The 11,418-nt window shown below is 41.2% G+C and carries 18 protein-coding genes and 1 tRNA gene; all 19 read left to right on the top strand.

What is annotated here, in order from left to right; genetic code table 11:
- The first annotated feature begins 155 nt into the window (after window positions 1-155).
- The 19 genes from ACXM1Q_RS01820 to ACXM1Q_RS01910 all read left to right on the top strand — a co-directional run bounded on the left by ACXM1Q_RS01820 (window position 156) and on the right by ACXM1Q_RS01910 (window position 11,381).
- Window positions 156-572, top strand: coding sequence for a hypothetical protein (locus tag ACXM1Q_RS01820; protein ID WP_458515603.1), 417 nt, complete (start codon window positions 156-158; stop codon window positions 570-572).
- Complete coding sequence (locus ACXM1Q_RS01825) at window positions 569-979, top strand: transcriptional regulator (protein ID WP_458515605.1); 411 nt, start codon at window positions 569-571, stop codon at window positions 977-979. Before ACXM1Q_RS01820 ends, ACXM1Q_RS01825 begins: the two co-directional genes overlap by 4 nt.
- A gap of 179 nt (window positions 980-1,158) precedes the next feature.
- A tRNA-Trp gene (locus tag ACXM1Q_RS01830) sits at window positions 1,159-1,229 on the top strand.
- Between the two features lie 37 nt (window positions 1,230-1,266).
- Window positions 1,267-1,680 carry a terminase small subunit gene (locus ACXM1Q_RS01835; protein WP_458515607.1) on the top strand — a complete coding sequence of 138 codons (414 nt, stop codon included), beginning with the start codon at window positions 1,267-1,269 and terminating at the stop codon, window positions 1,678-1,680.
- A 1-nt stretch (window position 1,681) separates the two neighbouring features.
- Window positions 1,682-2,959: a PBSX family phage terminase large subunit gene (locus ACXM1Q_RS01840; protein WP_458515725.1), complete on the top strand. Its 1,278-nt coding sequence runs from the start codon at window positions 1,682-1,684 to the stop codon at window positions 2,957-2,959.
- A gap of 13 nt (window positions 2,960-2,972) precedes the next feature.
- Window positions 2,973-4,466: a phage portal protein gene (locus ACXM1Q_RS01845; RefSeq protein ID WP_458515609.1), complete on the top strand. Its 1,494-nt coding sequence runs from the start codon at window positions 2,973-2,975 to the stop codon at window positions 4,464-4,466.
- On the top strand, window positions 4,456-6,108 hold the full coding sequence (locus ACXM1Q_RS01850) for a minor capsid protein (RefSeq protein ID WP_458515611.1): 1,653 nt from the start codon (window positions 4,456-4,458) through the stop codon (window positions 6,106-6,108). The genes ACXM1Q_RS01845 and ACXM1Q_RS01850 overlap by 11 nt, the downstream gene beginning before the upstream one ends.
- A complete protein-coding gene (locus ACXM1Q_RS01855) occupies window positions 6,099-6,284 on the top strand; it encodes a hypothetical protein (RefSeq protein WP_458515613.1) in 186 nt (61 codons plus the stop codon). Before ACXM1Q_RS01850 ends, ACXM1Q_RS01855 begins: the two co-directional genes overlap by 10 nt.
- Window positions 6,285-6,336: 52 nt before the next feature.
- Window positions 6,337-6,465, top strand: coding sequence for a hypothetical protein (locus ACXM1Q_RS01860; protein ID WP_458515615.1), 129 nt, complete (start codon window positions 6,337-6,339; stop codon window positions 6,463-6,465).
- Window positions 6,466-6,467: 2 nt separating this feature from the next.
- The gene (locus ACXM1Q_RS01865; RefSeq protein WP_458515617.1) at window positions 6,468-6,695 is read left to right on the top strand and encodes a hypothetical protein; all 228 of its coding nucleotides are present in this window, start codon (window positions 6,468-6,470) and stop codon (window positions 6,693-6,695) included.
- 121 nt (window positions 6,696-6,816) lie between these two features.
- The gene (locus ACXM1Q_RS01870) at window positions 6,817-7,389 is read left to right on the top strand and encodes a DUF4355 domain-containing protein (protein ID WP_458515619.1); all 573 of its coding nucleotides are present in this window, start codon (window positions 6,817-6,819) and stop codon (window positions 7,387-7,389) included.
- Window positions 7,390-7,399: 10 nt separating this feature from the next.
- On the top strand, window positions 7,400-7,765 hold the full coding sequence (locus ACXM1Q_RS01875) for a hypothetical protein (RefSeq protein ID WP_458515621.1): 366 nt from the start codon (window positions 7,400-7,402) through the stop codon (window positions 7,763-7,765).
- Window positions 7,766-7,768: 3 nt separating this feature from the next.
- Window positions 7,769-8,818: a major capsid protein gene (locus ACXM1Q_RS01880; RefSeq protein WP_458515623.1), complete on the top strand. Its 1,050-nt coding sequence runs from the start codon at window positions 7,769-7,771 to the stop codon at window positions 8,816-8,818.
- Between the two features lie 11 nt (window positions 8,819-8,829).
- The gene (locus ACXM1Q_RS01885; RefSeq protein ID WP_458515625.1) at window positions 8,830-9,066 is read left to right on the top strand and encodes a HeH/LEM domain-containing protein; all 237 of its coding nucleotides are present in this window, start codon (window positions 8,830-8,832) and stop codon (window positions 9,064-9,066) included.
- A 9-nt stretch (window positions 9,067-9,075) separates the two neighbouring features.
- A complete protein-coding gene (locus tag ACXM1Q_RS01890) occupies window positions 9,076-9,429 on the top strand; it encodes a phage head-tail connector protein (RefSeq protein ID WP_458515627.1) in 354 nt (117 codons plus the stop codon).
- A gap of 297 nt (window positions 9,430-9,726) precedes the next feature.
- Window positions 9,727-10,101, top strand: coding sequence for an HK97-gp10 family putative phage morphogenesis protein (locus tag ACXM1Q_RS01895; RefSeq protein ID WP_458515629.1), 375 nt, complete (start codon window positions 9,727-9,729; stop codon window positions 10,099-10,101).
- Complete coding sequence (locus tag ACXM1Q_RS01900; protein WP_458515631.1) at window positions 10,091-10,480, top strand: hypothetical protein; 390 nt, start codon at window positions 10,091-10,093, stop codon at window positions 10,478-10,480. Before ACXM1Q_RS01895 ends, ACXM1Q_RS01900 begins: the two co-directional genes overlap by 11 nt.
- A 14-nt stretch (window positions 10,481-10,494) precedes the next feature.
- Complete coding sequence (locus ACXM1Q_RS01905; protein WP_458515633.1) at window positions 10,495-10,986, top strand: phage major tail protein, TP901-1 family; 492 nt, start codon at window positions 10,495-10,497, stop codon at window positions 10,984-10,986.
- A 44-nt stretch (window positions 10,987-11,030) separates the two neighbouring features.
- Window positions 11,031-11,381 (top strand): tail assembly chaperone, encoded by a 351-nt coding sequence (locus tag ACXM1Q_RS01910; RefSeq protein WP_458515635.1) that lies wholly within the window; start codon window positions 11,031-11,033, stop codon window positions 11,379-11,381.
- Window positions 11,382-11,418 lie beyond the last annotated feature (37 nt).

Consider the following 11,418-nt stretch of genomic DNA (forward strand, 5'->3'; position numbering starts at 1 on the left):
ATAGACGAGGGACACACGGAATTCCATTGCATCCACTGCAACAAGCTAATCTATGAAACCGACAGTGACTTTAACTGGTTTACCGCTTTTAAAAAATGCAAGTTGTGTGCGAATAGGGAGGCGAAAGATGAACGAAGAACGTTGTAGTGATTGCTATGAATTGCATGAAGATTGTTTTTGCGATGAAGAAGATTATTACGAAGACTATTATGATTGTGGGTGTTGTAGATGCTGTGGCTGTACCTGTTATCTCGAAGATGAGGAGGCCGAGGATGGTTAGAGTTAAATCGAGTTTTACCTATCCTGGAGGGAGATCTAAGTCGATATTGACTATGTGGGGCGATAAGGTTTCGGCTAACGGAACTAACGTAACTTTGAGTTTATCAAGACCGAAAACGAGAAATAAATTCATTACGGTATGGTTGAATGAGCTGAGAAGTTATGAGTATACTGTCAAAGTTTTTGCTAAGATCTACAGTCAGTACAGCCTGTTAAGCGAAAAAACGATTGAACACTATGCCAGGGAAATTGCTAGTAAGTTGTTGGAGTTGGGATTGATTGGAGGAGATTGATGCGACTAAGTAACGCACAGTTGAAAGCGTTAGATGAACGACTATTTGATTATCCATATGTTATGAGCAATATAGCTCATAGGAAATTAGAGTTACAAACAACCATTGAACACGATGAGAACATCGGAGGTGGAAAAGGAAATGGAGTTTCAAAACCGACTGAGCGAATCATAGCCCTTTGGTCGGATGATGCAAGGATAAAATCTCTTGAAACATTTGAAAAAGCAGTTCGTGCAACGTTAGCTGAGTTAGATAGTGAGTTGAAGACGATTTTCGAAATGCGCTGGTCTAAAGGTTCTCGCAATACCTGGGAAGAAATAGCTGACAAGCTACATATCAGCAGAATGGGGATCTATCGGAAGCGAAAACGGATTTTATCGATTTTTGCTGAAAAAAGTGGAATGTGATACAAAAAGCTATAGAAGTATCACTTTTAAAGTGATAAATTGATAGCATGGTTTTTCAAAAGAACCAGAGATGATCCACCACTGGGGCAAGCGTACTATTTGCGATTTAGACATGAGTTTCTTTTCTGATTTATCTTGGTGGATGAAAGCAGTGATTTAGGTCGCTGCTTTTTGTTTTACGGACATAGTTTAATGGCAAGAACGGAAGTCTCCAAAACTTTCAGTGTAGGTTCGATTCCTGCTGTCCGCGTTAGAGATATGAAAAGGAGGTGATGATCATCGCCAAAATGACACTAAAACAAAAGCGTTTCGCAGATGAGTACATCATCTCTGGAAATGCGACGGAGGCAGCAATAAAAGCTGGCTATAGCAGGAAATATGCCAATACCAACGCTAGTAAATTACTACAAAATACTACAATCAAATCCTATATAGACGAACACCTTGCCGAACTCGAGTCCAAAACAATAGCAACTCAGGAGGAAGTCTTGTCCTATCTGACGTCTGTCATGAGAGGTGAGCAGAGAGAACAGACGCTCCGTGGTGAGGGTGAAGGCTATCAGTCGATTATTGATATTGATGTCGGAGCTAAAGACCGAATCAAGGCAGCTGAGTTGCTTGGTAAGCGCCATAGACTTTGGACGGATAAAGTTGAAACTGAACATAAAGGCGAGGTGGCTTTCGTTGACGACATTAGTTAGATTGAGTTCACTGCTCCCTAAAAAGTTCCATTCTGTTTGGAAGGCTAGTTTAGATCAAAAAATTTTACACGTTGTCTGCAAAGGGGGGCGTGGTTCCGGAAAGTCTTCGGATATTGCTCATATTATTGTTCAGTTGATGATGAGATATGCAGTCAATGCTGTCTGCATTCGTAAGGTTGACAATACGCTTGAACAATCGGTCTATGAGCAGTTGAAATGGGCCATTAGTGAGCAAGGCGTGACTCATTTATTCAAGTTCAACAAGTCGCCACTTCGAATCACTTATCTCCCAAGAGGGAACTATGTTGTCTTCCGTGGCGCTCAACAACCAGAGCGAATCAAGTCTCTTAAAGATAGCCAATTTCCGTTTGCAATCGGTTGGATTGAGGAATTGGCAGAGTTTAAAACTGAAGATGAAGTAAAGACAATCACTAACTCCCTGCTTCGTGGTGAGTTGGATGATGGTCTTTTTTATAAGTTTTTCTACACCTACAATCCACCAAAGAGAAAACAATCTTGGGTGAATAAGAAATATGAAAGCCAGTTTCAGCCTGATAATACCTTTGTACACGCTTCAACTTATAAGGATAACCCATTTATCGCCAAGGAGTTTATTGAGGAGGCAGAGGCGACCAGAGAGCGTTCTGAACGGCGCTATCGTTGGGAGTATCTAGGCGAAGCAATCGGTTCTGGAGTCGTCCCGTTTGACAACTTGGAATTCCGAGAAATCACCGATGAAGAAGTTGCAAATTTTGACAATATCCGAAATGGTGTGGACTTTGGTTATGCTACTGATCCTTTGGCTTTTGTTCGCTGGCACTATGACAAAAAGAAAAACGGTATCTATGCTGTCGATGAATTTTATGGTCAGAAAATAAGCAATAGGAAATTAGCGGAGTGGTTGAAAAAACGTGGCTATTCTTCCGAGGAAATCTTTGCGGATTCTGCTGAACCAAAATCAATTGCAGAGTTGAGAAATGACTTGGATATTCCTCGGGTCCGAGGAGTTAAGAAAGGTCCTGACTCGGTAGAGTTTGGAGAGCGTTGGCTTGATGATTTGGATTTTATTTGTATTGATCCAAAACGTACCCCAAAAACTGCTCGAGAGTTTGAAAATATTGATTATCAAGTTGATAAAGACGGAAATCCCAAACCAAGGCTCGAAGACAAGGATAATCACACCATAGATGCTACTCGCTATGCTTTTAGTGAGGATATGAAGAAAATCAAAAAAACAGGCAACCAGTTCGATGTTTTACGAGCTGGTTTTGGTTTGTAAGAAAGGAGAAACATTGGCCTATATTGAAACATTTAGCGATAGTACAGGCAGAACTAAACAGCTAGAATTCCGCTTTCACCGTGAGTCTCGTTTGCGCTATCGTGTAGAAAGTCTGGCAGACCTTAAGGCGGACAACTATTCATTGTTGCGTGATTACATTGCTCACCATGAGGGAATTCAGCGACCACGGATTCAAGAATTGTACGACTACGCTGAAGGAAACAACCACGAAATCAGCAAGGTTGGCAGACGCAGAGAAGAAGATATGGCAGACGCCAGAGCGGTTCATAACTTCGGTAAGGCTATCGCTAGCTTTAAACAAGGATACCTGGTCGGAAATCCCATCCGTGTTGATTACGAAGATGACGAAGCAACTGATAAGGCACTGAAAGAGCTATCCCAACTGAATGACTTTCACCAACTCAACCGTGATTTGATTCTTGACTTGTCTAAAGTTGGAAGAGCGTATGATTTGATTTATCGTGCCAAAGACGACACTACTCGGGCTGTTAAGCTAGATCCGCTAGGGACATTCGTTATTTTCGACATGACACTGGAAAACCACAGTGTGGCTGGTGTTCGTTATTATCAAAAGTCACAATTTGATGAAAGCAAAAAAATAGTCGAATTGTACACAAGTGAACGGATCATCACTTTTGAATACGATGGTGACCTGAAAGAAATCGGCAGTGTGCCTCATGCTTTTGGTTTAGTGCCAATTACAGAGTACCTGAATACAGGAAACGGAATGGGCGACTATGAAACAGAGTTGTCCTTAATAGATCTGTACGATAGCGCACAATCTGACACTGCTAACTACATGCAGGACTTGTCGGACGCTATTTTGGCAGTCATTGGCCGCATCTCTTTCCCGGATTACGTTGATACTGTTGAAAAACAAATCGAATTCATGAAACAAATGCGTAAAGCCCGTTTCATGAACCTTGAGCCTCCGATGGATTACGAAGGCAAAGAAGGAAGTGTGGATGCTAAGTACCTTTACAAGCAATACGATGTTAATGGTACGGAGGCTTATAAAAAGCGTGTTGTTAATGACATCCACAAATTCACGAATACTCCAGACATGACAGACGAGAACTTCTCTGGTGTCCAATCTGGTGAAGCTATGAAGTGGAAGGTATTTGGCCTTGATCAGGAGCGTGTAGATATGCAGGCGCTCTTTGAGCGCTCGCTCAAACGCAGATATAGACTAATTGCGACTGTTTCGACTTTGCTCAAAGAAATCAAAGACTTTGATGTTGCTAAGTTGAAGGTAACCTTCACGCCTAACCTTCCAAAATCCTTGCAGGAGAAAATCGAAGCCTTTCAAGCTCTTGGTGGCGAACTTTCGAAAGAGACTGCTATGCAGATTACGGACATTGTTGATGATCCGAAGGCTGAATTGGACAAGATAAGCAAAGAGGATGAGGAGTCTAGCTTGTTAGCACAGAAAATGGCAAAGAATGACCGCCTATCTGACAAGGATGTGATTACTGATGACCGATGATTACTGGAAAGAGCGGATAAAGGCTGAACAAGAAGCTAAAATTGAGCGTGATGCTAGTCTTGGAGACGAAATGAAGCGTCTTTACGACTATCACTTTGCCGAAATTGAAAAGGAAATCCGTGCTTTTGAGCAGCGCTATGCTGACAAAAACGGTTTGACCTTGGCTCAAGTTAAGGAAAGAGTCTCTGAGATGGACGTGAAGGCTTTCGAGGAGAAGGCTAAGCGATATGTCGCAGAAAAAGATTTCTCTGCCAAGGCTAACTCAGAACTTTCCCTTTACAATCTGAAAATGCGGATGAAGCGTCTTGAACTTCTTCAGTACCAGATGGATTTAGAGATGGTCGCCCTTGCGGATTCCGAGCATAAGATGACGGAAAAATTCCTGAATCAGGAATATGTGAAGGAGTTGGAGCTACAATCAGGTCTTTTGGGTAGGTCGGTTTTATCTGACGGTGCCATTAAACAAATGGCTCAAGCAACACTCAATACACCATTTAAAGGCGCAACTTGGTCCAGTCGGATTTGGGAACGGCAAGACGAACTTCGCTATATCGCAGCTAAAATGACGGAGGATTTACTGCTCAAAGGCAAGAATCCAACGGATATGATTCCAAGGCTTAGAAAAGAATTCAATGTATCTGCTAATGAGGCAAGACGACTAGCCGTTACAGAAGGCGCTAGGTTGGCAACAGAGGCTCAAAAACAAGCTTTTGATGCCAACGGCTATACGGAGTATGAATTCATCTCGGAACCTAAAGCCTGCGATATTTGCAAACCTCTGGATGGCAAGATTTTCAAGGTCAAGGATATGGAACCTGGAAAGAACGCTTCTCCCATGCACCCCTGGTGCCGTTGCTCTACTGCTGCACACTACTCGCTTAGCGATAAGGAATATGAACGTATTATCCGAGAGAGTGCTGAAAGTATGGGTGTGGAATATAGGTCAGCTAAAAAAATGTTTGCCTCAGAGGACAATCAGAGGTACAATGAGAGTGTGAACAATTTTGATTTGATGGCTAAAAGCCAGCTCTATATTGTAGGAGACAGGATACGTGTAAGTGCTAAACAAATTCAAGGTATTCAATACGATTTTTGGGTACAAGATAATACCAAGAAAATTCGTGATACAGTGACGAATGTCACAGAGGCATTGAATAATCTAGAGGACGCTTACCAAATTCCTAGAATTGTGTTTGTTAAACAGAGTCGTTTGAACGCTTTTGCAGGATACAATCAAGCGCAAGATATTCTTTTTATCAGCGACATTCTTCACTCGAAGAGAGAAGTATCAAAGCTATTAGCTGATAATTATTTTGCAGCAACAGATATTGAAGGTGTTTTGAAACATGAATTAACACATAAACAGCATTGGGATTCTGCTAAAGCATTTTACAAAGCAAACAAAAAGCGGTACAATGGTGTTGAACAAGCTATGTCTGATATGAATTCTGGATTGATATCGTATGTTAAGACGCAACAATCACAGGATATGATGTATTTGCATCGCATTAGTTTGAACTCTTTGGCTGCGTTTGAAGAAAATAATATAAATGAATTGGTTGCAGAAGTCGGAGTTCTTGGTCTTGATACATCTGATAAATTGTTGCTGGATAAAGTAGAGGAGGTTTTAAAATGGAAGTAATGGCTTTACCAAGTAAAGAGAAACTACAATTCTATAATGAAGTTTACCCTTGGGTAGAAATGAGCTATCCAGATGAACAAACACCTCGTTTTCGATTTCAAAAAGGCACACCTAAAGCAATCCTAGATTTATTTGAATCTATCAAGGATAAATTAGGTTATGATTATGCATATTAATGAGCACCTAGAGAAATCTAAGTGCTTTTTTCGTACCCTGGAAGGAGGAATAATGTTACAACTAATTTGGAGTATTGTAAGTGCCCTGGTCGGTTTAGGAATAGGGATTTTTCTTGTATCGATTATGGTTGCATACGTTGTGTTTTTGATTAGAGAACTGAAGAAAGCTTGGAAGGAGTAGCTATGAGCAAAGCAAACCAAGCGATTAAACCCATTTATAACTTCGGAGAGAAATCTAAGACTCTTCGACCTCATAAGGTGGTCGAAACTCCGAAAGGGGTATATATTAACGGTCAGAAAATAGATTTTGTGGTTGAAGACTCCGTATCTGTTAAATTTGATAGCAACTTAGCATTAGTAACGTTGACGTTTGTTGCAGATAGCTTTGAGTATCGAAACGAAGATATTTAAGATTATTATTTTGAAGATCAATGAGCTGAATAAGCTCTTTTTATTTTGCCCAAAACATGCTTACGGCTCTAAACTGCGCAAGAGAATATAGTCAGACATGACTCAAAACAAGGAGGCCGACATGGCAGATTTAGTTGAAAACGGTGTAGTGGAAGAAAAAACTCAAGAGGAGGTCGACACTCAAGAGGAAGTTAAGGCTGAAGCTGCAACCGAAAAGACATACACTCAAGCGGAAGTAACTGAAATGATTCAAGAAAATGTGAATCGTGCGGTTGCTAAAGCACACAAAGATGCCGAGGAGAAATTCAAGGCAGAACAAGATGAAGCTAAAAAGTTAGCGAAGATGAATGGTAAGGAAAAAGCTGACTATGAGCGCGATAAACTTCTCGTTGAGTTGCAATCGTTGAAAGACGAGAAAACTCTTAACGAGATGAAAAATATCGCTCGGGATATGCTTTTGGAATCAAATATCACGCTTTCTGATGAGCTTTTAGGTAGATTGGTTACGCTGGATGCCGAGGATACAAAAAAGGCTGTGACAGACTTTGTTTCGGCTTTTAACACAGCGGTATCTGAGGAAGTCAAGAAAACTATTCGACAAGATCCTCCAGGCCTTGGTTCTGGTGTGTCTAAACAAACCAATTATGGTGCTAGTCTTGCTAAAAACAAGAACACTAGCGGAAAATTAGTATAAGGAGGCCAACATGGCAGAAAAAACACTTTTTGGTGTCGCTGAAATCTTGCATAATATGACTTATGAAGCGATTTCCGTGACAATTGATAAGGAAACTACTGGTACAGTTACCGAAAACGGTCGAAAAATCCTAAAAGCTGGAACTCTATTGGCCGGAGATGGAGCGTCTATCTTTGAAGATCGCAGCAAGAAAGTAAAAGCAAATTCGACTGCGCCAGATGGAGTTCTACTCTATGATGCAGATGTGACAGACGGTAATGCTGTAGCATCTCTTGTTTACCGCGGTACTTTGCGAGCTGACAAAGTAAACGGTGGAACTGTGACAGATGAAATCAAGGGTAAACTCCCTCATATTCAATTTGTGAAAGGAGTCTAATAAATGGCTTTAATCTATGATATTGTAACTGCCCCAAACTTGGCAGGTTATTGGAATACATCGCAAACTAATGTTGAGACAACGCTTGGGGAGCGTGCTTTTCCAGCTAAGAAACAACTTGGCTTGAAACTAGCTTTTATTAAAGGTTTTGCTGGCCTTCCTGTCGTTCTTCGTGCATCAGCTTTTGATACAGAGGCAACACTTCGTGAGCGTATGAATGTGACTCTTAACGAAGAAGAAATGCCTTACTTCAAAGAAGGGATTGTCGTTAAAGAGTCCGATCGTCAGCAACTCAATCTGATTGCACAAACAGGTAACCAAGCACTGATTGACACAATCGTTGAGGGTATCTTCGATGATGAATCTCGTCTATTGAGCGGCGCTCATGCTCGCTTGCAAGCAATGCGTTTCCAAGTGTTGGCGACTGGTAAAATCGGTATCATCTCTAATGGCGTGGCTCGAGACATCGATTATGGTGTAGCTGATGCTAATAAAGGAGCCGTTAAGACTGCTTGGTCTGACGCAGCGAATGCGAAACCACTAGAAGACATTTCCAAAGCTATGGATGCACTTGCAGCAACTGGTGCTAAAGCAGAAGTTTTGATTCTTAACTCCAAGACATTCGCAGAAATCAAGGCTGCTAAATCTACACTTTACGCAATCAAACCAACAGCTCCAGATGCAGCAGGGGTGACAAACCGTGAATTGACTGCTTACCTTGAGTCAGAATACGGGCTGGCAGTTGCGATTGAAAACGGAACCTACAAAGACGATGATGGGAAAACAAAGAAATTCTATCCAGATGGACGTGTAACACTTGCTCCAAATGGCGCACTTGGTAAGACTGTGTTTGGTACAACTCCAGAAGAATCTGATTTGCTAGGTGGTAATTCAGATGCAGCGAAAGTTGCAATTGTTGATACTGGTATTGCAGTTACAACAATCAAACACGCTGATCCGGTTAACGTTGAGACCAAGGTTTCTATGATTGCTTTGCCGTCATTTGAGCGCTTGGATGAAGTGTATATGCTTTCAACTGTGCCTCAAGCTTAGGAGGGCAAAATATGGGAAATGTGATCAAAGCATTTGAAGATAAGGTGACAGGTATCATTTATTACATCGGTCAAGAATATACTGGCGAGCGGGTAGAAGAACTAACCGCTCTTGGTTTCTTGGCTGATGAGAAAAAAGATGACCTTAGCGATTTGAAACTTAGTGAAGTCAAAGCAAAATTGGATGAGCTAGGAATTGAGTATGATCCAAAAGCTAAAAAACAAGAGTTGCTAGAACTCCTGAAATAGAGGTGCGCCATGGCTGAGTTAGATAATTATGATGTGCTTGAAAGCGTGAAGATTGACTTGGATATTAAGGATGGTCTCCAAGATGACTTGCTTTTGTTGCTCATTCGAAAGGTAACAGATCACTTCAAGCTTGCTTACTCAGTGGAAACTGTAGAGGCTACTTTTTCGTTTGTTGTTGAGGACTGTGTTATCAAACGTTTCAATCGCAGAGGTTCTGAAGGAGCCAAAGCGGAATCGATCGAAGGGCATTCAGTTACTTATGATGATACTGCATCAGAATTTGAGCCATACGATGACTTGATACGCTCCAAATTAAGCCTCTTAGAGACCAAAGAGCGTAAAGGGGGAGTTTATATCCTATGAGGTACAATCAACGTGTACGGCTCTGTAGAGACGAGAAAAAGCGCTATGATAGTAAGCTTGGTCGAATGGTCTCGGAGAAGAAAGTTATAGCGGAAGTTCCGTGCTTTACTTCTCCTGTTAGGGTTGAATTGTTGAATGCGTTTGGAAATAAATTGAATCAGTCAAGCTTGGTTGTACATATCAGAGAGTATAGGAAAAAGGTCGACTCGCTCGAATTAGAAGGTCGGCCTTTTACTATTGTCCAAAAACCAATTCATAGGAACGGCAAGACAATTTTTTATGTAAGTGAGGTGCTAAATGGGGATTCTAGAAATTAAAGGTGATGAGCCATTGCTCAAACATTTACAGACTGCTGCAAGTTTAAAAGCTCATAAAGAGATTGTCAGAAAACATGGTAGCAATTTACAAAAAGGAGCTCAACGGCGAGCAACTTTCCGTGGTCATTATCAGGGTAAAAAATTTGTCAAACCTACTGGAGCTACCAAGCGCTCTATCAAACTTCAAATCACAGATGGTGGTTTTGCGGCTAAGGTTGCAACAGGGACGCATTATTCTGGCTATCTTGAAAAGGGTACTAGGAAGATGTCTGCACAGCCATTCATGAGACCTGCTTTTGAAGAGGTACAGTCTAAATTTGTTGATGATTTGAGGAGGGCTGGGATTGCTAAGTAAACAACCAGATCAACAATTACACGATGAACTAATTGACCGATCTAACAAACTTGGGCTTACTGCCTATCCTTTTCTTCCGGACGAGGGTACACCTTATCCATTCATGACAATCGCCTATACCCAGCTATTACCAAGACCAACCAAGTCCTATTTATTGGGTGAAGTTGTCGCTCAAGTTGATATTTGGGGTTCGATTGATGATAGAAAGTTGGTGTCGGATTGGATTGGCAGACTGCTGCATGAATTTTCTTCAATTCGAGAAATAGAGGGTAGAAAGTGGTCCATGGATCTATCAAGTTCATCAGAGATTTTAAAAGATGATTCAACCGAGGAAATGCTTTATCACGGCGTTCTTGATTTAAAGTTTAAATTTCACTAGAGAGGAAAAAGAAAATGGCTAATTTTGGTAAAGACAAAATTTTGATGTTCCGAAAACTCGGAGATAAAAAAGCAGCTGCTAAGCTGGCTTTGCAAACAGAACACTCATGGAACTATGAACGTTCTAATGAGGCAACTAAGACTAAAGATGGAGCGGTAGTTTCAGACGGTGGTCTCGAGGTGACTCTTCAGATTGAAGCAGTGGCAACTCACGACGAATTAAATAAAATGCTTAAGGATTCCGTCCTTCAAGGCTTTAAGTTGGAGGTTTGGGAAATTGACCTGGCTGGAACGAAACAAGGTGGTAAATACCCCGCTCTATATGCCCAAGGTTCTTTATCAAACTGGGAAACACCAGCTAATGTTGAAGAATTGGAAACTATTTCGACAGAAATGGCAATTGATGGTAAACCAGTCGAAGGATATGCAACTCTTACTGCTGATCAAGAAGCAGCTATTCGCTACGCCTTTGCTGACACAACAGCTATTACTACTTCAGGTAACTAAGAGAGGGGAACTTCCCCTCTTTATTTTTTTAAGGAGAAAAAATAATGAAACAAATTGAAATTAACGGAAAAACTTATGACTTACACTATGGAATCGGCTTTATTCGTGAGATGGATAAGCGCCACGAAGTGAATGGTAATGGCGTTTCTTTTGGTATGGGTATTCAAGCGGCAGTTATCTACCTTCAAGATTATAACCCGGTTATTCTGGCGGATATTATTCAAGCAGCAACCATTACTCTTCGCAATCGTCCATCTATTGCAGAAATTGAATTGTGGATTGAAGAACAGGGAGATAATTTGGAGCAAGCTTTTGATGATTTTTTATCTGTCTTAAAGACTGCGCCGATGACCAAGCTAAAAGTCAAGAAAACCCTAGAAGCGATGGAGGGTTAGAACCGAAAAAAACAACAGTGGCGAACGACTCTCAAGA

This window comes from Streptococcus sp. 10F2 (genome assembly GCF_054331515.2).

Bases quoted from the DNA above. Each gene is read 5' to 3' on its own strand.
- ACXM1Q_RS01820 (WP_458515603.1), top strand. From the start codon at position 156: ATGAATTGCATGAAGATTGTTTTTGCGATGAAGAAGATTATTACGAAG.
- ACXM1Q_RS01835 (WP_458515607.1), top strand. From the start codon at position 1,267: ATGACACTAAAACAAAAGCGTTTCGCAGATGAGTACATCATCTCTGGA.
- ACXM1Q_RS01850 (WP_458515611.1), top strand. From the start codon at position 4,456: ATGACCGATGATTACTGGAAAGAGCGGATAAAGGCTGAACAAGAAGCT.
- ACXM1Q_RS01855 (WP_458515613.1), top strand. From the start codon at position 6,099: ATGGAAGTAATGGCTTTACCAAGTAAAGAGAAACTACAATTCTATAAT.
- ACXM1Q_RS01860 (WP_458515615.1), top strand. From the start codon at position 6,337: ATGTTACAACTAATTTGGAGTATTGTAAGTGCCCTGGTCGGTTTAGGA.
- ACXM1Q_RS01865 (WP_458515617.1), top strand. From the start codon at position 6,468: ATGAGCAAAGCAAACCAAGCGATTAAACCCATTTATAACTTCGGAGAG.
- ACXM1Q_RS01870 (WP_458515619.1), top strand. From the start codon at position 6,817: ATGGCAGATTTAGTTGAAAACGGTGTAGTGGAAGAAAAAACTCAAGAG.
- ACXM1Q_RS01875 (WP_458515621.1), top strand. From the start codon at position 7,400: ATGGCAGAAAAAACACTTTTTGGTGTCGCTGAAATCTTGCATAATATG.
- ACXM1Q_RS01880 (WP_458515623.1), top strand. From the start codon at position 7,769: ATGGCTTTAATCTATGATATTGTAACTGCCCCAAACTTGGCAGGTTAT.
- ACXM1Q_RS01885 (WP_458515625.1), top strand. From the start codon at position 8,830: ATGGGAAATGTGATCAAAGCATTTGAAGATAAGGTGACAGGTATCATT.
- ACXM1Q_RS01890 (WP_458515627.1), top strand. From the start codon at position 9,076: ATGGCTGAGTTAGATAATTATGATGTGCTTGAAAGCGTGAAGATTGAC.
- ACXM1Q_RS01895 (WP_458515629.1), top strand. From the start codon at position 9,727: ATGGGGATTCTAGAAATTAAAGGTGATGAGCCATTGCTCAAACATTTA.
- ACXM1Q_RS01905 (WP_458515633.1), top strand. From the start codon at position 10,495: ATGGCTAATTTTGGTAAAGACAAAATTTTGATGTTCCGAAAACTCGGA.
- ACXM1Q_RS01910 (WP_458515635.1), top strand. From the start codon at position 11,031: ATGAAACAAATTGAAATTAACGGAAAAACTTATGACTTACACTATGGA.